Source organism: Pseudomonas reactans, assembly GCF_013387025.1.
GTDB classification, from domain to species: domain Bacteria; phylum Pseudomonadota; class Gammaproteobacteria; order Pseudomonadales; family Pseudomonadaceae; genus Aquipseudomonas; species Aquipseudomonas reactans.
This window is the reverse complement of record NZ_JACAQP010000013.1, coordinates 229,976-250,504: the sequence shown is the minus strand read 5'-3', so window position 1 is coordinate 250,504 and position 20,529 is coordinate 229,976. Positions and strand designations below refer to the sequence as shown.

The window sequence follows — 20,529 nt, the reverse complement described above, 5'->3', positions numbered from 1 at the left end:
ATCAAACGCAGATCTACAAGCAGCAATAAGGCGATGGGATGGACACTAAACCGGCCCCTGCCCCTTTCGCAAAAACTCGTTTTCCGCCTCCATTGACTTGTAAGACCGATACACCTCGTACCCTTTCTTGGCGATAACGACGAGGCCAACTGCGGCGAGAAAGTTTTTCAGCATGATCCATACTCCTGTCTATTGGCTGGTTTGAGCATGACCATGCCTCGCGACAAATTGCGTCGCCCCAAGAAAATCCATTTTAAATCGCCGAACCCGCTGTGACGGACAGGCTGATAACTTCATTGAAGGTTCAGTCGTTGGTCGCCTCAGCCTTTTGTTTTGTCGGCCTTCGCCTGGAAATCTTTAAGCGGCAAGCTCACTGGGGATTTACACTCTCCTGAGGACCACGATTCAAAGTGCTTCTCACATCTGTAATGCAAACTCAGTCCCAAGATGAATGATCACCCCCACCAGCCCTCCCACCAATGTTCCGTTGATACGAATAAACTGAAGATCTTTGCCCACGTGTGACTCCAGTTGCTCCACCAGTTCCTTCTCGTTCCAGGCTTCGATGCGTTGAGCGATGTAGCGGCCGATCTCTGAGCGATAGCGCTCAACCAATGGGCCCGCCATTGCCAGAATCTGGTCGTTTATCCAGCCCTGCATCAAAGCGTCTTCGCTCAATGCTTCACCAAGCTTGCGAGTACCCTCCTCCAAGCGCTGGCGCGTTGTGGAATCGCTTCGAGTAATGTCTTCCTCGAACCAGTTCACTACATCGTCGACCATGTCAGTCAGGTAGCTGTGCAGTGCCGGGTGCTGAACGAGTTGAGCGCGCAGTTGTGCCGCACGCAAACGAAAAGCTGGCTCCTCCTTGAGCTTATGCACCAAGGCTCCCAACTGCTGGTCGAAATGTTTGCGCAACGGGTGTTCAGTGTCGTGGTTGACCTCGCTGATCACGCCAGAGATTCGCTCGACCAACTTTGCCGATGACCAGTTGCCGGCAACGTTGTGCAGAGGCAGTTCCTTGCCGAAAACGTTGAACCGCAAGAACTCGAACTCCGTGGCCAGAACGTCGGCGATGCGTTTTTTTGTCGCTTCGCCTTGCAGTGAAATATCGACTTGATTCAATACGGCGTCGAGTACCTCCTGTGCCCTCCCATCATCGGTGAGCACCTCCAGCAACTGACCACTCATTTTTGCCAAATCAACTTCTTCCAGGCGCGCCAGAGCAGTGCTGCGTACAAACTGGCGCACACGCTCGTCACGCAGGGCGCCAATACCATGCCCAGCCAGCTTGACGGCTAAACCCGACAAGACTGCGGCGTTGTCTTCCTTCGACAGCCATTGCGCCAACCGCCTGGCAGTATCAAATTCGCTGACCTTCTGAAGTACCTGCTCACGTGAAAGAAAGTGAGTACAAATAAAGTCCCCCAGGTTGGCGCCAATACGCGCCTTGTTGCGCGGGATGATGGCCGTGTGAGGAATAGGCAATCCCAAGGGGCGTCGGAACAGGGCAGTAACGGCAAACCAGTCGGCGATAGCGCCAACCATCGCAGCCTCGGAGAAGGCTTTCATATACCCCCCTAACACGGGATGGGAGTGGATCAACATCAAGGCTGCGACATAGAGCGCTGCCGCCAACAAGAACAACCCAGACGCTATTGCCTTCATCCGCGCCAACGGCGAATCGAGTTTCAACATCAAAAAACCTTAAATGTAAGTAAGCAATGGAGGTCTTCGTCACCCGCTTCCGCGACCATTGGCCTCAATTTTTTGTCTGGGGCCTAGATATGAGCCTGCGCTGGATGGACACACAATGCGTTATCCAAAACACATGCCCTATAACGTATCAGTGAATAGATACAGAACTTTATTACGTGATAGCTTAACGCCATATCGCGTCATAATGTGTCGCAGGGGCTCATTGAATGCTCAATCCCGCCCCTCATCCGCCGATAAAACCATGATCCTCAAGGTCCCGCGGATCCCCTCAGCCAAAGGAAGCACCTGGAATGGATTACCAGTCACTCAAGACACGCCACCGTAACGAACGCGACGCGCACCACCCCAACCTTGCGCTACGGGTTCACCGAGCCCTGAGCTGGCTCAATCGTGCGGAACAGGCAGAGGACGTTGACGGGCGCTTCATCTTCCTCTGGATCGCTTTCAACGCTGCCTATGCCACCGATATTGATGAGCAGCATCGATTGTCCGAACAGGAGGCATTCAAGGCTTTCCTGCAAAAACTTTGTACGCTGGACACCGAGCATCTAATCGAAAAAATGGTTTGGTCAGAGTTCTCCGGGAGCATACGTGCACTGCTAGACAACCCTTACGTTTTTCAAAGCTTCTGGGACTTCCAGAACGGCAAGATCACTGAAGCCATGTGGGAGGAGCGCTTGCGCAACGGCAAACGTAGCGCACATGCAGCACTGGCCGGCCGCGATACAGCAAAAGTGCTAGGAGTGATGTTTAACCGCATCTATACCCTTCGCAACCAAATGATTCATGGCGGAGCCACCTGGGACGGCAGCGTCAATCGCACACAATTGCGTGATTGCTCCAACCTGCTGGCAAAGCTCGTGCCCCTGGTGATTCTGCTTATGCTCGACAACCCGAAAACACTTTGGGGCGATGCCTGTTATCCGGTAATCAAGTCATAACTTGCCTCTCGCCTGCACAAGGAAAATCGCGTGCCGTCAGCCAAATCGCACTCCACTGTCAGCCGCCAGTGGGAACTGCTCAAACACCTGCCCAAACGTGAATCAGGTATTACAGTCACCGAGTTGCTGGCACGACTGGAGTCTTCCGGCTTCAAGATTAGCCGGCGCACCGTTGAACGTGACTTGATTGATCTGTCGCTGGTTTTCCCGTTGCAGTGCAGCGAAAACATCACGCCACAAGCCTGGTACTGGACTCCTGGCGTAAATGTGGAATTGCAAGGCATAACGCTGACCGAAGCCTTGAGCCTGACACTGGTTGCAGACGCGATCCGCCCGTTGTTGCCCTCTAGCATGCTCAGCGTGCTGGAGCCGCGCTTCGTGCATGCGCGGCAGAAGCTCAAGGGATTGGAGGACGATAACCTTGCTGCCCGTTGGCTGGAGAAGGTCGCCAGTGTACGACCGGACCTAAACCTGCAGGCGCCGGATATCGACCCACTGTTGCTGGAAACATTGCAGAAGGCGCTGATCCATGAGCGTCAAGTGCAATGCCAGTATTATTCGGCACACACCGACAAACTCAGTCAACTGACACTCAATCCATTAGCCATGGTGCAGCGAGGGTTGGTGACCTATTTGATCGCCACAGCGCATCCGTATACCGATGTGCGCCAGTTTGCGGTGCATCGTTTTCGCAATGTCGATCAGCTTGATAAACCCGTAGAGGGATTACAGGCATTTGACTTGTGCGCGTACCTTGCCAGTGACGCCTTGCAGTTCGGCACCCCCGAAAAGATTCAGTTTCAAGCTTGGGTTAGTGAGCATCAGACGCGGCTGATTCGTGAGACACCATTGAGTGCGGATATGACGCTGGAGCCGTTGGAGGATGGCTTTCGAGTACGCTCGACACTGAGCAACACCTGGCAGTTGCACTGGTGGATTTTGTCCCTGGGCGACTCAATGGTGGTGGAGCAGCCGCCGGAGCTGCGGGCTCAGATTGGCAAAACACTGCATCGTGCGGCGGCAGCCTACCGGCCACTGGATTCAGTGGCGGATGCAATAGGTACCGTGGTTTCGCTACAAAACCTGGCAGGCGCGACACAAACCGTCGCACCAGGTTCGTAGGGTAGCGCCACGTCGCTGATCAGCAGTCTATTTTTCCTTATGCAACAACGTGCCAATCACGGTGCGTTGAACCACCAGCGTTCACAAGGAGCGTCAACGTGTCAGAAATGCTTATCACGTTCGGCATGCAACTCGATGGTCAGCGGGCAACCCGAGCCAGTAATCGATTAGGGGCGTTGACCGTCGGGCCACAGGGACTGCTGGATATTCTGGAGACGCAGCTGGGCCTAGTGGCACGTCAGCCTTGTGCGGCACAACGTACAGCCACATACCGCGATTGCCTGGCGCACTGCAATAACCCACTGCGCTTCTATCATGCCAGTTTTTCCGCCGATGAATTGGGGGTGGCTGCTGCATTGCTGGCCTGGCGGGATGATTTGTATTTGCACGGTTGGGATGGGCGCGTCGGTGCCGACGCCAGCCAACGTTTGAAAGACCTTGCCGAGATCGAGACTCAAGCTCGCGTGCAGGTCGCCCCTTCCATGGGACAGCGCTTGGAGAATGTTGCCAAGGCGTTGGACTCTCGTCGCCCCCCGATCAAGACCGTGCTTTTGGCTGACGCTTTTGAGTGTTATCCACTTGCCTGGCAAATGGTGCTGAATCACCTGCCTAACGGGCGCCTGGAGATACCGGAGGGTACGGCGCAAGGTTTTCTGGGGCAGTTGCAAATGCAATTGCGCCAGAGCATTGCCGGTCTAGAGGTCACGCCCATTCAATGGCAAGAAGATGACACAGTGCAAGTTGTTCAAGCGCAAACTCGAGCATTGGCCGCCAGCTGGCTGAGCCGCTCACTGGGCCAGGACACCCCCACCTTGCTGGTGACGGGTGGCGTGGGTGGTTGTCTTGATGGTCATTTTATCGGTGCCGGCCAGGCTCGCCATGGCCTCAATGGCAGCAGCAATCTGCGCCCTGCCCTGCAGGTATTGCCACTCGCCATGGAGCTGCTTTGGGCACCAGCCAACTATCCGGCACTCCTGCAGTTTTTGACCCACTCGATATGCCCGATTCGTTTGTTTGCACGTCGGCGCTTGGCAACCAAAATAGCAAGCTCACCCGGCGTCGTCGGGAGCAAGTGGGAGGATGCACTGGAGGAAATCGCAGCGCATTACGCTGCAGATGCGCCCGACGTACTTGCCTCGATTGACGAGTGGCTGAATATGCCCACTTTTACGACTGACGACGGTGTGGCGCCCAGTGAGGTGCTGGTACGTGTCGAACGGTTGTTGAAGTTTTTTAAAGCACGCCTGGGGCACCAAGAGCCCGCGCATAGATTCGCGGCTCAGGCAGGTTATGCTCAGTGTGAAGCGGCACTAGACTCCCTCAAGACCTTGCATCTTCAAGGTGTGGAGCGGTTAAAACCGCGGCAGTTGCAGCAGGTCATCGAGCAAGCCACAGCCAGCGGCGTGGATAATCCATTGCTGGCCGCACAAGTCGGCGCCCACTTGAGCGTCTCGCGTCCAGGTGCGGCCATTGAGCAAGCCGACACAGTGATCTGGTGGCACCTGAGCATGCCGGTGTTACCGCCCCTATCGCCCTGGTCCAAGGCCGAACGCATTCAATTGGCCGATGCCGGGGTGGCGCTACCGGACGGTGCCACACTGCTGACTCAAGCAGCCCGTGACTGGCTGCGACCAGTCCTGGCAGCAAACTGCCGGCTGATACTGGTACTCGCGCCACCACGGGAGGAAAGCCACCCGCTCTGGCAAATGATCGAAGCCGTTGTGCAGCAGCCAAAGGTGCATATTCTCGAGGAGCTTCTGCATACCCCCGGCCCGCTTTGCCAAGCCCAAGCATCGGCGCCACTGCCACTGCGCAAACGCTGGTGGCGCCTGCCACCCGACATCCCGATCTATACGCCTGAGAAAGCGTCTTTCTCGAGCCTCAACCTGTTGCTGTTCAACCCTTATCAATGGTTGCTGCAATACGGAGCCAAGATTCAGGCGTCCAAAAGCCAGAGCCTGAGCGACGGTTTTTTGCTCTATGGTTCGTTGACCCATCGCCTGGCTGAACATTTTTTCACTCGGCCGGACGCGCTGAGCATGAGCACCACAGATTTTAACAGCTGGTTCTCGACCCACTTCCCCCGTGTGGTATGTGAAGAAGGCGCGGTGTTGCTGATGGAAGGACGCGGTGCCGACCTGGCAACACTGCGCCATCGTGCGCTGCGTGCTTTGACTCGACTGCGATCGCACTTACTCAATGCTGGCATCACGGTCGTAACGTCTGAGCAGGAGCTGGCCGGTCGTTTCGAGGGTGGCGCATTGGGTGGCTCTGCTGATTTGGTATTGACCACTGCGTTAGGACATCGTGCCATCGTCGACATGAAGTGGTCGGGAGGCAAGAAATACCCGGAGCAGCTCAAGGCAAACCGCCATCTGCAGCTGGCGATTTATGCCGAGTTGCTACGTCAGGACAGCGGTTCATGGCCATCCGTAGCCTATTTTATCCTTGAGTCCGCGCGCCTGCTGACCCCGGATGACCATACCTTCAGAGATTCGGAGCAGGTGCCTGCCAATCCGCCAAGCTCAACGCCACAACTGTGGCTCAGCTTTACCGAGGCCTGGAAGTGGCGGCAGGCGCAACAGGCAGAGGGGCTGTTTGAGGTTGCCCTGCAAAGTATTGAAGAGGATGAGGACTCGATCCCTCCCGATCACGCGATGCCGATGGAATACCTTAATGAAGCCTACAACGACTACCTGGCCTTGGCCGGATGGGAGCAATGACAATGCAGACCACCGCACACATCACTTTTATCAGTGCTGGCGCCGGCAGCGGCAAAACCCACCGGCTTACTGAAATACTGCACCAGGAGTTGCTCGATCAGCAGGTCCAGCCTTCGGGGGTGATCGCCACGACCTTTACCCGAAAAGCAGCTGCCGAGCTGCGCGAGCGGGTCCGTAGTCACCTTCTCAAGCAGGGTCAAATCAACCTGGCCACCGCCATGGGCCAGGCCCGTATCGGTACCGTCAACAGTATTTGCGGGCAATTGCTTGAACGCTTTGCATTCGAAGCCGGCATGCCGCCCGAGCAACGTGTGCTGGAAGAAAACCAGGCAGCCCTGCTGCTGAACAAGGCGGTTGACCGGGTCCTTGATGGTGAGCGCCTGGATAATCTACTCGCTGTCGCCCGACGCCTGGGCCTTGAAGACACATATCAACAGGGCGACTTTGCCAATACCAATTGGCGCGATGAGCTGCGCAAGCTTCTGAATCAGTTGCGCACCAATGACATTGATCTTGAACTGTCTCGTGGTTTTGCTACCCAAAATGCCGACGACATGCTGAAGCATTTCCCCAAACCGACCAAAACCGACTTGAGTGGAGAGTTGCTGCACAGCATTCCCGAGGTGCTGGCTCTGTTACAGGCAGCCAACAGCGACAAAAAGAACACTGAAGGCTACATAGCGTTGCTCACCCGCTTCCAGTATGAACTGCAGCATGACAACGCTCGCTGGAGTGATTGGGCGAAACTGGCGAAGGAAGCCCCTGAGGCCAAGCTCAAACCATTGGTAACAACCCTCTCTGAAACCATTGGCCGCTATGCCGAACACCCGGATCTGCATCGCGATATCCGCGCCTACCTCGAACAGGTTTTCGGCCTGGCCATTGATGTATTGAAAGTGTACGAACACAGCAAACGTGAGTTTGGCGTACTGGACTTTGCCGACCAGGAACACGCCTTGCTCAAGTTGCTGGACAACCCAGCCGTTGCGCAGGTGCTCGAGGACGAGCTCGACTTAATCATGGTCGACGAATTCCAGGACACCAGCCCGATGCAGCTGGCGATTTTCCTCAAGCTTTCACGCTTTGCCAAAAAGGTTTACTGGGTCGGGGATATCAAGCAGGCGATTTATGGTTTTCGGGGCAGCGACTGTGCGCTGATGCAAGCCATCCTCAAGGCATTGCCCGATATGGGTGGCAAAAAAGAGGTATTGCCTCACTCTTGGCGCTCACGTACCGAACTGGTCGAACTGGCGAATGATGTATTCAACAAGGCCTTCGCCAATAGCCTGGAAACAAAGGACGTTGAGCTGATACCAACCCGTACGGATCAACTACCCGGCCCTGCCTTCGCCAATTGGGTACTGGACGGCAAAAATGCCGAATTGCAAGTCAACGCATTGGCCGAGGGGATTGGCCAACTGCTGGCTAGCCGTTATCAGGTATTCGATAAAACCTGCCAGGAAGCCCGAGCGGTGCGTTTGGGCGATATCACTGTGCTTTGCTACTCCCACAGTAACGTCGCGAAAGTAACAGCAGCCCTCGCTACTCTGGGCATCCCCTGTTCCACAGCACAACCAGGACTGCTGGCAACCGCAGAGGCAACTCTGGCACTGGCGTGTTTGCGCCGATTGAACGACCCAGCCGATACCCTGGCAACAGCACAGATCATCTCGTTAACCGAAACCGAAGGACCGGAAAGCTGGGTTGCCGAGCGCCTGCGTTACCTCAATGCCGGACACCCCAAAGCGCAGTGGCGTGAACTGAGCCTCGGCGAGTATTCGCAACACCCACTTGTGGCGGCCGTTGCACAACTGCGCACAGATCTGCCAGTGCTAACACCGGTAGAGGCATTACAACGGCTGATCGCCGAGTGCGATTTACCAACACGTGTCAGCGTCTGGTCAACCACGACAGCGCTGGCGCAAAAGCGCTTGGCCAACCTGGATGCATTGATCGATCTCGCGCAGCAATATGAGGATCTCTGCCGAAATGGATTAGGGGCGGCATCCATCTCCGGGCTGTTGTTGTGGCTGGACGAAATCGCCAACGCCAAAAACGATGCACTGGCCACTCCTGCGCTGGATGCCGTTCAAGTGATGACTCATCACGCCAGTAAAGGTCTGGAATGGCCGGTCGTGATTTTGATGGATCTGGCACGCGATATCAGCGACCGGTTATGGTCAGTCTCGGCTCAGTCCAATAGCGCATTCGATCCACATAAACCGTTGCATGACCGCTTTATCCGCTACTGGCCATGGCCGCTGGGCAAACAGAAAACGGTTCCGTTGAGCGAAACGTTCGAACAAGCCGCCATAGGCCTGTCGTGCCGGGCTGAAGCCGTTGAAGAAGCAAAACGCCTGCTCTATGTGAGCATGACCCGCGCCCGAGACCTGCTGGTCATTGCCCGTTCGAGTAGAAAAATCACAGGAGAGTGGCTCGACACTGTCCAGGCACCCTGGTTGATGACACCTCCCGGGCTGTCGACTTTGAAACTGTCGAATGGAAAAGAACTGCGCGCCGATTGCCAAACGCTCACTGCCAGTGATTCACCTGTGCCCGTGGCGGTAATTGAACAGAATCTGCACTGGTTTGCCCCGGTACAAGTGATCCAGTCTCGTTTGCCACTGGGCTTTCAACCGTCCAACGGTGGCGCTCGCGCCAGCACCGCAGGCCGCAATACATGCCGGATCGGCACTCGGATCGCATTACAAGGCAGCCCGGAAATGAGTGCATTGGGAACGGCCATTCATGCCAGTTTGTGCCTTTCATTCACTGACCCCAACTGCCCCCTCACCTTAGACGAAGTGCAGGACCTGTTGCAGAGCCACGCAGTGCACGAGCACGTAAATGCCAGTCAGGTCATCGCACAGCAATTGGCCTTGCACGCCTGGATCGAATCCCAATGGCCAGCGGCCAAAGCCATGGCTGAATACCCGGTGCAACAGTTGCTGCGCTCGGGTCAGGTGCTCAATGGTCGGATCGATCTTCTGCTGGACACAAAAGATGGCTGGGTGCTCATTGACCACAAATCCAACCCGGCGCCCGAAGCCCAGTGGGAGCGATTGGCCGAGGAACATGCGGGTCAGCTTGATGCTTACGCCCAAGCGATTGAGGTGGCATCGGGGCGGCCTGTCATCGCCGCATGGCTCTTTCTGCCGGTGGCCGCGGGAGCGATTCAGGTTTTTTAGCCGCCGGCGTGATTCCACATTCGCGTAAACGACCAATCCCGGCGGTCGGGTTGATCTCGGCCGCTGACATCACTAGGAAAAAAACCATGACGCTGTATGAATCAATCCTGCTGGAAGTTCACAACGGTGCGCTGAGCGAACCCTTTGAAGTGCAGGAACTGACTAGCGAACGTCGTCGGGTCATGTGCTCTGTAGAGCAGAAGCTGGTTGAAAAATATCGGATCGGATTCGAGTTCTTTATGGAATCGACGATCGGGACGACCATCGCCAACTACGCGCAGGACGAGCAGACGGGAGTCGGCGGCTACAATGTCGAACAGGGTGCCGAAGCAAAGTACCTGCGAGTCAAGCCTGGCGTATACAAAGTAAAAGAACTGAATGGTGCGCTATAGCCGCTAGGCAAAGTTTCAGGCTCAGGACTAACCAAATAATCGCTTTACTTTTGCCACGGCCACTTCCAGGGCCGTGGCTTGTTCCATCTTTACATCCCGACTTTTACAACGCGGGCAAACCTCAGGACAGTCTTCGAATCGCAAGACATCACTGAGCGGGACAACCGTTTGGCTCCAACCGCAATCTTTGCAACGCATGGTGAAAGGACGCACTGGCCTGACCATAGAAACTCCTCAATCTGTGGGCACTTACTCCAGACTACAGCGGGGAGCGACAAGATGAGTCGTTAGCCGAAATCAGATCCGAGCCTAGCGATGCCGTTCATTGACAGGATGTCTTAGAGACCTCGAGCAATATGGCTTCGCGTCCATAGATGCCGACAGTCCTTGCACTCGAAATCCTGCGTCACCTCATGGTCCGTCACGGTCACCTGCCGTGACTTGCGCTGCCCTGTCAATCTGTCGATGACAAGACGCTCCACGGATCGGACTTGATAAACCGCCTCATGATAGCGGACCATCTTTATCGCTCTATGGTGACAACTGGGACACTCTTTGTTTTTCTGGTGTTCGATCCAAAGGATCTGAAGATGGGGAATTAGCCAGCTTGAGGCGCTGAGCACTCCAGCGATGATCAACTGGTCCGTCGACTTGACCGAGAACGTGATGATCTCGAACGCGCCAAGCACGCACAGCCCACCAAAAAAACTGCCCCAGAGTACAGCCCAGAGCAGTCGATATTTGCACAATTGCCGATAGCGCGACTCGCGGCTGGCATTCTGTTCAGCGAACGTTGTGTCTTCTGTCCGTACGGCTACGCCACTGACGGCTGACAAATACTCGTCACCATCGAAAGCGTTGTTATAGAACTGCTGAGCCTGCAACTGTAGTTGGGCACAAAACTCGTCCGGAAGAACCGTGTGCTCATTTTTCTCGTCAGATTGAAGCTTGAGCTTCAGTACTTTGGCATCACACAGGCAGCGAAGAACCTTTTCAGATGGCTCGATGAAAAACATACCGATTTCGAAGAAGCTCCCCCCTCGAAATTCGCTGCTTTTGCCCGTCAGGTACTTCAACTCGATCCGCCGACCATCGACCAACAAGGTCAATTGAGAGGGCAGCCAGCCGCCCGGGCGCGAGGTCTTTATCTCAACATCAAGAATCATGCGGTCTGAAGCAGGACGAATATTGCGGCGCCACGAGAAGGTGATTTCATTCTTGCCAGAACGATACCGGCAGTGACGCAGGTGCTGAATCGTGGTGAGACCATCGAACTCATCACGTTCGACGGACACAAAATCGGACTTGATGTCCATCAAGACACCCCTTGCAGACTGATACACAGTTGATGCTCGTTAAACACCGCATCCGTATTGAATACTGGGCTGCGGGGTGTTTTACGGTCCTGTGTCCGGTTTCTTGGCGCGTGCCTTTGCCAGCATCTCGTCCAGTTGAGCCAGCAAATCATCTGCGCTGATCTCTACAAATTCCCCGCATGATGCGGCCAAGATCTTCTCGGCGAATTCAGCGCTGTACTCCGGGTGAGGGTAGTCCGGGTCAGTTTTATCGATTGCTGTGAAGCACCACTCGCCGCCCACTTCCTGGCCCATAAGGCTATCGGCCTCCTGCAGGCCAAATAACGTGGATTGATACTTCGCATCACAAAGATTTGGGTATGCCTGCATCACGGCCTTTCTCAAGTCACCAGCGCTGATTCCGTCAGCGGCGAGCTGCATAATCAAAGCCTGCAACGGATTCATGTCACGCATCCTGTACCTCACTCATTCAGAATGACCTCCCCGCCAAGCAAAGGGGAGGAAGTTGTCGACCAGGTTTTAAGCCACAAAAGCTGGACGCTGATCGCCCAAGTCGTAGCCAATCATGAAGAGTGCCGCCTCCAGTGCGCGCAGCGGGTCATTCGGAGAGGGAACCACATGGAAACGGCTGCCGGCGGCGTCTGGATGCGCCAGGACCGCACTCAGTACCCAACTGGCGCGCATATTCCACATCGCGTGATGGTGGCCTGAGCGCAAGCCCTTGAACTTAAGCCCGCCGGTACCAGGGTCGCGGCGCTTGGGAGCAAGCGTATTTTCTCCTTCCTTGGCAGCTGCCCAAGGGAAGCACAGCGCTTCAGGTACCTTGGACAGCCCATGCGCTTGGCAATGCTTCACGACCAACCAGCCCAGACCTGCCGCAACACGGCTGTCGTAGATGATGAAGTCCTTGCAGAGCAAGGAGTAAACTTTGGTCATCCCAGAATTGAAGCGAAGGCTTTTCGAACGCAAGACAGGTGCCTGATCGTCGCCGGCAACTATCGCAGCTTGTACGCCTTGCAGCATTCGGCCAAGCCCCACATTATTCGCCTTCAGCCAGTCCGCATTGCGGGCCATAACGCCGCCCCAGCGCATGACGTCGACGGCTGCCTCAAGAGTGTGTGAGTCGCTTCCGGTAGCGCTTACCAGATCCTGACGCAAGGCGGACAAAGCGATCCCGTTGCTGCTGGAACATACGCCTGGATTGAATCCTAAGCGGGCATTACCCGGGTGATTCCAATGGTAGTTTTCAAAGGCGTTATACAGGCTGCTGCATGTCCATTTCTCACCGCTACGACGATTGACGTACTGGTGCTTGAAACACGACTCAGAATTGAGCTCAGAGGCCAGCCAGCGGATGAATCCAGAAACGTGGGGAAGGGCTAGATAGGTTTGGCTGTTCATGAAATGCTCCTGTGGGCTGGCGCTTGTAGTCGCAGGATTGCTTGCCAGCCAGAACATAGTCCCAGCAGATAAACCCACTTTTTGTCCCTGAGCTTCTGCCATGATCAATCATCACCGACGCCGCACCACTTTGCGCAAAATCCTCCAACGCTATGGCAAGTCTATGTCGACGGCGGATATCCACAGTGAACTATGTCGGTGGTTCGATGATTCCAGTCTCCATATAAAAACCACACTGCGTGACCTCCAGGCTCTGACCGCAGCCGAGTTTGTAGCCAAAGGTGACGCTGGCTCGGATAAAAAATCAAAATACTGGAAATCCGGTCGTGGCAGCTTCGACTTGACGCTTTCCCCCACAGAGGCAATGACGTTGGCAGCTATTTTCGACCACGCAGAGCGCTTCGGCTTCAAGGCCCACACAGAACAACTTGTCGATTTACGCGAATACGCAACCACGGAAATGACGAAGCGCTCCACGCGAACACATGTGTGGACAAAGCGAATCACTACTGGGACCCGATTTACGCTGCTCAGGCCAGGTAAATATGATCCTGCACACCTAACCAGAATCCAACAGGCCATTCTGGACGATGCTTCGCTTGAGGTGACCTACCTGCCAAGAGACGCCAGCGGCGTCGAATGCATCTACTTACTCAAACCCTTGGCCCTCTCATATCAGGATTCAAACGTCTATCTGTCGGCATACGTGCTCGAGGAGCAATGGCCGGAGGGGCATACGCCTTCACCAAACACCCGCCGCGGCAAGTACAGCAGCAACGGTCCCAAGACGATGTGCGCCCTCATGCTGCATCGAATGGTAGAGGTCAAAGCGAGTTGGCTAAAAATAGCTGACCCGGAAAACTACGACGTCAATTCGCTTGAAGCCCAAAAGCACCTCATGACAATACACGGCGATGACCCCGTACAACTCAAACTACGTCTTGGCCCCAACCTGCAAAATCGGCTTACCGAGAACCCGTTGGCTGAAGACCAGGTCGTAGTGCAATACGCCGATGACAAGTGGGACTTGAGTTGCACTCTCCACGACACCCAAGGCCTACGCCTGTTCCTGCTCAGCAATGCTGGGGATATTGAAGTGCTCGAGCCCCCGTTAATCCGAGCGCACGTGCGCGATACTCTTCGTCGCGCAGCGAGTGTATACGCTGGCGATTAATTGCCTGGCCACAGATTTGATGTAATGTTGGCTGAGGGTTTCAACCACATCACCAATTAGGATGGTTCCCTAACTGAAATGGTGGTATCGCCCCCTAGCGATACCTTACGGTGAGGATTTTGATTATCCTTCACCACCACGTAGCTATTCCGTTCCTAGTCGACCAATTCCTGCTCCATGGCCGTCAGGTCTAGCAGCATCTGCTGGAAATGCCCCCAGTCGAAGAAGTACTCCCCCGCGCCTTGGCTATAGGTGTGGCCCCCATAGGCGATCAGCCATTCGATCTGCTGCATACGGATGCGACGCTGCACTGCGTGTGCCGGTGAGTTCCATTTCGATGCTCCTTTGTCCGACGTCGATCCGAGGCCCGTCAGGTTGGTCATCCGTGACCGGCTGGCTCCGCGCCTGACCACATCAAGTGGATATATCTTCAGGATATGTCGCCATTCTGGACACACTAACAACGCGCGCCTGCTTTCACTGACGCCGGGGCCGTGAGGAAAACAAACAACACTGGATCGAACGCCACCATGGTGATGATCAGCTAAACCATTAGCTTACCCCCGGCTGCATCCGAAGCCATGGGATCCATCGCCATAACGCTTTGTCGCAGCTTTGCAGAGGTAGCTCGCGCGTCGAAACAGTTCAGGCAACTGATCCACATTCCCTGGCCGGACATTCCGATCTACTCGGAATTCTGCGTTAGGCGGGATATGTACCAAGCCCCGCACTTGCTCAACCTCGCACTTCAGTGCACTGGCCCAAGCTTCTTGCATACGGCTGATCATGTTGGGCCTCTGTGGCTGCAATCGCCCTACTGTGTAGTAGGCGTCTCTGTTCAGCAGAATCAACAGGTGGTAATGCGGTCGCCCTCCACAGCCCACCTCCCTCGCCCAGACGTAACGCACCCTGCAGTCATGGGCGTACTTGTTCTGCTCACGCGCCTTATCACGGTTATGCTCAATTTTTGCTTTGAACGACTCGATGAACCTACTGATCACACGATTTGACAAAGCGTCATCTGGAAACCCCATCAGACGCGAAAGACGAAGGTCCACCCTGAATGCAATCACCCTAGGATACTGATCAAGGGCAAGGTTAATGGTGCGATTCAGCGCTTCAAGGTACCCAAGTATAAAAGGTCCTTTTTCAACCATTATCGGCAGGCCTTGAAACGTAGCTGCTGAGTACAAACGAAGATTACGATTTTCGGAGAAACGAAGCATGGTTACTACCTACTTTACTGAAGATCATATCTTCAGTCAGCTCGGTAGTTATTTACACGTTCAACATAGCCCATTGAGCCAGACTTCAATGAGTAGCTCATACATCCAACAACACCAATGACGTTTACCTATGCCATACTGCCATTTACTAGGCATTGATGAGACAACCATCACAGATACCCTTTGAAGGGGTATCTATGCCCTTAACCTAATGACTCAATATGCTTCACACTCTACATACATGATAGACTTGAGTTATTATAAGGTAACAATGCAAACACTAAAGCATATTACCCGCACCGAAAAACTCATCACTTGAAACACAAGGGGAAGTTAAACATTCCTGTTCAGGACCAAGGAAACCAACACAACCAAAAGGTCCGGCAAAAAAACATCATGCCCGGAAATCAACCGGGCATGATGTTTTCATTGAAAGCAAATGAAATCTAAAAAGCAAGACCAGATATCGCAAGCATGCTAATCAACCCTAATTGCGTTCTGCTACCCTAGCCTGAATCCACGCAAAAACTTCAGACTCTACCCATCCGACACTTCGACCACCCAGCGTAATGGGCTTAGGGAATATCCCTTCAGCAATGTACTTATACACCGTCGACCGGGCCAGACCTGTTATCTCAACAACCATTTTCATTCGTAGTATGCGCATGACCAACTCCTCAAATCCGTACACAGGATCTGGGAAGCCGATAAAGTTTTACTGCCCACCACCAATCTTCCTAATGTCTTACCCTCGATATCGATAGCGTGTTGGAGTATGAACCTTAGTAAGCAGACCAAAACGATAACGATCCTCTTCGGAGAGTTCCACCTCGTCAGAAAATCTCTCACACACAGGCTCGCCATGGATGTTCCTATTCATGACATAACACTCCCCCGCTCGAAACTCTTGATGGGGAACAATTAACAACGACCGACCAAAAGAGAACAGACCAAAATATCCACCGAGGTCAAAACTCGGCAGAATCTGCAGCCCAGCAATTTCGTACGGAAATCCCTTAGCACTTAATATCACACCTTGGACGCGACGAGCCATCAGAACAACAATTTCATAAATGAACTCAAAAAACAGCTCACCTAGCAGGTTGTCAATTTCCGGATCTTGCCCTGACCCCACCCCCTGACTGAAACCCTTCTTAATACGCATCAGCAATTCATCATCAGACCTAAACTCACCTACCTCAAAAGCTTTCCAATGCTTGGACAGCAGCATCGACGCGTATTCCTCCAATCTAACTTGGAGCACTCTTGGGGATTCGCCATTCTTGGCGAAAGAAGAAAACAATCTTGCCAAAGAATTAAATCGATCGCCATCCGGCAGCATTCCAAAAAATTTCTTGTACCTCTCAAACCTAAGCCACTTACCTATTTTAGCCGACTCAATGAGAGCTCCGACCTCATTACACTCCCCGACACCCACACTGGCGTTCGAAATAGCAGTCAGCACAACCGTTCCCGAACTGCCTTCTGGGAAAACATCATGATTAAAATTAATAAAATAAACCGACTTTGAAACACCCAATACAACAGACATTGTAACCCCAGGAATCACCCCTCTCATTACCCTCAAAGCGATAAGCTTGTGAACCTGTGCCTTTATTCTCTCTCGATTTAGGCCGGTCACCTTGGATAGCTTGGATACTCCGACTTCTCGTACAATCCCAAATTGATCGGCGTAAAGAAGCAGGGTGGATAGTAGCAATCGATTACAAACACTAAGACTGCCCTTACGCTCTTCCGCAGCATGCAGCAAATGATCGATTCTCGATCGATTTATCACATTAGACGTTTCGTTCCAGTTTTCCAGCAATCTGGCTAACTTACTCGAAGCTCGATACTCGCTCTTAGGACGTCCCCGCCCGATGACGATAGGGGTGCAGATCAAAAGATCTTCCGCCACTAATTCAGACAGAGCGCTAGATACCACACGATCCGTGGCACCTGAAACCTTGGCTAACTCCTTAACCCCGATCGTGATCGACTCGCCCACCCCGTACAGCTGCACGAGCCTTACGAGGACAAACTTCGCTTCTGGGCTAATCCCAGCCAATCCAAGACCCAACAGAATGCAGTGCACCACTACCCTCCACCCCTCTAGAAAAGCAGCCATTAAATCGCAGAAAAACACCCTATTTCAAGCACAATCAGAGAAGCGTATGCTACTCCGTAACGTCACTCCGTAACGACCTATATAAAAATAACTTTTACTGTAATAAACGCATTAGCGGGGAATGCCTTGGAAAAGCAAAAAAAAAGACTTGAATGGATAGAAAGGAACAACCCAGACATGCAGCAATGGGCCATTCGATACTTGAATGGTAAGGGGGCAGACATATCCAAACAAACCACCTACGACGAACTTGTAAGATGGCCTGAGAACTGGCCTGAGAATAGCGAAAAACGAGAGCTTCTGAAGAACATGAAAGGTGCTTGGCGCCAGAAAAAACTCCGAGAAAGCAAAGACGGGCGACAAGCGAACAACTTTATAATTTCACTTCTAGCAAAGCGAAAGCTGAAAAGCTTGGCATCATCAAGAAACGCCACTATTACTGAAACCCTGGAATGGTTAATTCAGAGTGGATTCGAAATAAAAGAGCAATACAAGAGTCAAGCAAGGACTCTGAACGAGGACAACCTTAAAAGTCTAAGAAATGAGCGGAACGCAGCATCCATACTCGCTTCAAAACTAAGCGAAACCCTAACCGAAATTTGCAAACTAAAATTTCAGATTGAAACCCTGGCGCCTGACCATCACACACTTCCAACCCCACCAAAAGAAAAAATAGAAGAACTTTTTAATATAAGAAAAACAACATTACTAAGCACAAACTCCATTTTTGACGCCGAAGACATAAGAAAATATAGAAAACTAATAAAACCAAAAATCCAGAGCCAGATACAGGACAAGGACAAGGACAAGAGTGATGAAGAGATCATAGACATCATCTCCTCAATATCTGAATTAACAAAAAAACGCCAACAAGAATCCGCGACGACATCTCATCAGCCGCCCCACACCAAACCAGAAGATCATTCAGAAAAAATATAAAACCCCCTTTCAGAGAAATACCACAACCTTCATAGCAACCTGAATAACTTCGCGATCATTATGAATCCAACTCCAGGAATGGCTATATAAAGCTGCAAGAGATAGAACTATAGATGCAGATGCAGATGCATGATTACATACTAGAAGCAAACCTGAAAAGCATTAAACAGCAACCGGACAACTAGCCGAGCTAACCATTTTACACTCAAAATGAAGCAGTCCATGGCGCGAAAGTTAAACGAAGTACTGCGGAAATTTAGATCATAGCAACCTTCAAAATACCAGGATCATGGCGAGATTTGGTATTTGATCTAAGGCACGATGAAAAGCAAAAGGCTGGTAGTTCAGACAGGTGCCATAGTGCTGATCGTGAGCATAAGAACAGTTCAACTCCCGCTCTCGAACTTCCGCCTGTAGTACACCGGTGAGAGTTTAGTTTTTCGGAAAAATATCGAAATCATGTTGGCCATTTTCAACAGTCTATCGTGCTAGCCAGCACCCCACTCCTGACGATAGGACTCGGAGAATTGGGATACACTAAGGCCAAGATTTATTACGTCACCCAGCACCTCCAGACGCCACTCCTAAGGCTGACCATTGATTACAACTTGATACCCATGAAGGGGCAACATTTCTGCCTTAACCCTACTGCCCTGGAATAGGTAGTCAAGTTCATCGGTACGTCGATTTGCGCCAACTTCAGATGTTGCTGCAGGAAACTCCTTCAGTACGGGGCTACTTATGCGATCCACTCGCGGATGAGCTCCATGAACTCAAGGGCAATTTATATATTATTCACCATAAGAATCATGTACAACTGAGTTTCGATCATAATTTCCGAACCTGCTTTTCATACAGGCTGGTTAGGTCTAGTGGGGTACCCACCCTTGGTCGTTTGTACCGGTAGGAACAATTCCAGATAACGGTAAATGAGGACTAAATCCTTCTTGGACTCTGCAGGCTTGAAGAGTATTTTTTGAGTATCGAAGTCACCAGCCCGGCAACTGCGAAAAGCTATTCGTAGGTGTGCTAAGTAAGATCGTACCTACCGCATGAGGAGCGTCCTTGAAAAACCAATGCTTCGCAATACTTCAAAGTTTCTAGATCATCTGTATCTGGCAGTTTGAGCGCTGTTTTCTAGAGCGTGAACGACTCATCATCACTGTTAGATGAAGATCCACTTCGATATGTAATTCATAATCCTAAGTGCCTCAGCACTATTGATTAAGGCGTACTTAAAATCGCACTACTGCGCACAGCGATTCTGAACAACTGATTCGCAGACACCGGGTACTGACCTGGGGAGCCGACCTCTGGACTGGAGGTGGCGCTGACAACCTTCCCCAAGGCTCAGGTTAAAATTTGTTCAACGGACCTCGCCGGTGTTCGAGCCCTGTGAAAAAGAAACAGCTGTTAGCTGAGAGGAGCTTGTCGGTGGGGCCGCGCCTAAGTCACCTTTCACAGCCGCCCTGGGTTATCAATGTCCTTAAGAGCGGTATTCCAAATAGTATTCCACAAAGAATATCAATTTGTTTTTTTGCTTTAAAATCAACAAATTATGACACCTGTTCAGATTACCCCGGCCCACCACTTCAGCATCAACCGAACCCGCCTAGTGCGGGTTTTGTGGTTTCTGGGGCTTGGAAATCCCGACAGGATGAACCCTCAGAATTTTCCTTCAACCTATCGCGCCACTGATGAACTGGTGCAACTCCCCCCACGCAGATAGCCTCCTCCAGTCGCTGCAAAATCAGCGACCGGGTTTAGCAGCTCGTTTACTATCAAGGCTTGCAAAGCCACCATTCGTTCTAGCGATGCTTTCAGCATCTGCTGGTTCGTATTATGGCGGCTGTGCGTGGGGCACTTTCAGGTGCGCCGGGTTCCTTGATTCCTGGTCTGCTAACCCGCGTACAGTCGCCACCCTTTTCGTTTAGCAGCGATGTCTGGCGACTCCATCAATCAAGGAGTTTCAGCCATGAAAAAGATCACCCCCAATCCACCCTCGACAACCCTCTTCACCCTCGCTCCAGACATCTCCCCCGAAACCCTGCTGATCCAAGCCAGCGAAACCCTCGCCTCACTCAACGCCATGACCACCGACCTGGCCTTCGAACTTGAAGGTGCCAGCCGTCACAAGCTGCTGGCCAGCCAGCAATTGATCGTGCTGAGCGAACTGTTGGTAGAGCGAGTACTGGTCCTCACCCAAGACACACCAGCATTCCGATAACAAAAAAGGCCGAGGAAACTCGGCCTTTTGCTGTCA

Annotated in this window: 16 protein-coding genes; 8 read left to right on the top strand and 8 right to left on the bottom strand. The window is 52.8% G+C overall.

Annotated features, from left to right (window positions below; translation table 11 throughout):
• Positions 1-417 precede the first annotated feature (417 nt).
• A complete protein-coding gene (locus tag HX793_RS16260) occupies positions 418-1,695 on the bottom strand; it encodes a DUF445 domain-containing protein (RefSeq protein ID WP_177095217.1) in 1,278 nt (425 codons plus the stop codon).
• Between the two features lie 311 nt (positions 1,696-2,006).
• Between HX793_RS16260 and HX793_RS16255 the strand changes: the two genes are divergently transcribed.
• The 5 genes from HX793_RS16255 to HX793_RS16235 all read left to right on the top strand — a co-directional run bounded on the left by HX793_RS16255 (position 2,007) and on the right by HX793_RS16235 (position 10,082).
• Positions 2,007-2,657 carry a HEPN domain-containing protein gene (locus HX793_RS16255; RefSeq protein ID WP_048385736.1) on the top strand — a complete coding sequence of 217 codons (651 nt, stop codon included), beginning with the start codon at positions 2,007-2,009 and terminating at the stop codon, positions 2,655-2,657.
• Positions 2,658-2,687: 30 nt separating this feature from the next.
• Positions 2,688-3,779 (top strand): helix-turn-helix transcriptional regulator, encoded by a 1,092-nt coding sequence (locus HX793_RS16250; RefSeq protein WP_177095219.1) that lies wholly within the window; start codon positions 2,688-2,690, stop codon positions 3,777-3,779.
• Positions 3,780-3,886: 107 nt separating this feature from the next.
• Positions 3,887-6,502, top strand: coding sequence for a PD-(D/E)XK nuclease family protein (locus tag HX793_RS16245; protein WP_218178633.1), 2,616 nt, complete (start codon positions 3,887-3,889; stop codon positions 6,500-6,502).
• A 2-nt stretch (positions 6,503-6,504) separates the two neighbouring features.
• Positions 6,505-9,690: a UvrD-helicase domain-containing protein gene (locus tag HX793_RS16240; RefSeq protein ID WP_177095223.1), complete on the top strand. Its 3,186-nt coding sequence runs from the start codon at positions 6,505-6,507 to the stop codon at positions 9,688-9,690.
• A gap of 86 nt (positions 9,691-9,776) precedes the next feature.
• Complete coding sequence (locus tag HX793_RS16235; protein WP_010463627.1) at positions 9,777-10,082, top strand: hypothetical protein; 306 nt, start codon at positions 9,777-9,779, stop codon at positions 10,080-10,082.
• Between the two features lie 338 nt (positions 10,083-10,420).
• Here HX793_RS16235 and HX793_RS16230 read toward each other — a convergent pair whose 3' ends face one another.
• From HX793_RS16230 to HX793_RS16220, 3 genes are all read right to left on the bottom strand, one after another.
• Positions 10,421-11,398 carry a hypothetical protein gene (locus HX793_RS16230; protein ID WP_177095225.1) on the bottom strand — a complete coding sequence of 326 codons (978 nt, stop codon included), beginning with the start codon at positions 11,396-11,398 and terminating at the stop codon, positions 10,421-10,423.
• Between the two features lie 81 nt (positions 11,399-11,479).
• Entirely contained in the window at positions 11,480-11,842 is a 363-nt protein-coding gene (locus HX793_RS16225) for a hypothetical protein (RefSeq protein WP_230682624.1), read from the bottom strand.
• A 75-nt stretch (positions 11,843-11,917) separates the two neighbouring features.
• On the bottom strand, positions 11,918-12,799 hold the full coding sequence (locus HX793_RS16220; protein ID WP_177095227.1) for a hypothetical protein: 882 nt from the start codon (positions 12,797-12,799) through the stop codon (positions 11,918-11,920).
• 100 nt (positions 12,800-12,899) lie between these two features.
• Between HX793_RS16220 and HX793_RS16215 the strand changes: the two genes are divergently transcribed.
• A complete protein-coding gene (locus HX793_RS16215; protein ID WP_010463635.1) occupies positions 12,900-13,973 on the top strand; it encodes a helix-turn-helix transcriptional regulator in 1,074 nt (357 codons plus the stop codon).
• A 155-nt stretch (positions 13,974-14,128) separates the two neighbouring features.
• Here the strand turns inward: HX793_RS16215 and HX793_RS16210 are convergent, their stop codons facing one another.
• The 4 genes from HX793_RS16210 to HX793_RS16195 form a co-directional block, all read right to left on the bottom strand.
• Positions 14,129-14,284: a hypothetical protein gene (locus tag HX793_RS16210; protein ID WP_177095229.1), complete on the bottom strand. Its 156-nt coding sequence runs from the start codon at positions 14,282-14,284 to the stop codon at positions 14,129-14,131.
• Positions 14,285-14,530: 246 nt separating this feature from the next.
• The gene (locus tag HX793_RS16205) at positions 14,531-15,199 is read right to left on the bottom strand and encodes an inovirus Gp2 family protein (protein ID WP_010463639.1); all 669 of its coding nucleotides are present in this window, start codon (positions 15,197-15,199) and stop codon (positions 14,531-14,533) included.
• Positions 15,200-15,686: 487 nt separating this feature from the next.
• Positions 15,687-15,866: a helix-turn-helix transcriptional regulator gene (locus tag HX793_RS16200; RefSeq protein WP_177095231.1), complete on the bottom strand. Its 180-nt coding sequence runs from the start codon at positions 15,864-15,866 to the stop codon at positions 15,687-15,689.
• A gap of 78 nt (positions 15,867-15,944) precedes the next feature.
• On the bottom strand, positions 15,945-17,294 hold the full coding sequence (locus HX793_RS16195; RefSeq protein WP_177095232.1) for a hypothetical protein: 1,350 nt from the start codon (positions 17,292-17,294) through the stop codon (positions 15,945-15,947).
• A gap of 159 nt (positions 17,295-17,453) precedes the next feature.
• Here HX793_RS16195 and HX793_RS16190 point away from each other — a divergent pair, with 159 nt between their 5' ends.
• Both HX793_RS16190 and HX793_RS16185 read left to right on the top strand, forming a co-directional pair.
• A complete protein-coding gene (locus HX793_RS16190; protein WP_178905523.1) occupies positions 17,454-18,266 on the top strand; it encodes a hypothetical protein in 813 nt (270 codons plus the stop codon).
• Positions 18,267-20,241: 1,975 nt separating this feature from the next.
• On the top strand, positions 20,242-20,493 hold the full coding sequence (locus HX793_RS16185; protein ID WP_177095237.1) for a DUF6124 family protein: 252 nt from the start codon (positions 20,242-20,244) through the stop codon (positions 20,491-20,493).
• Positions 20,494-20,529 lie beyond the last annotated feature (36 nt).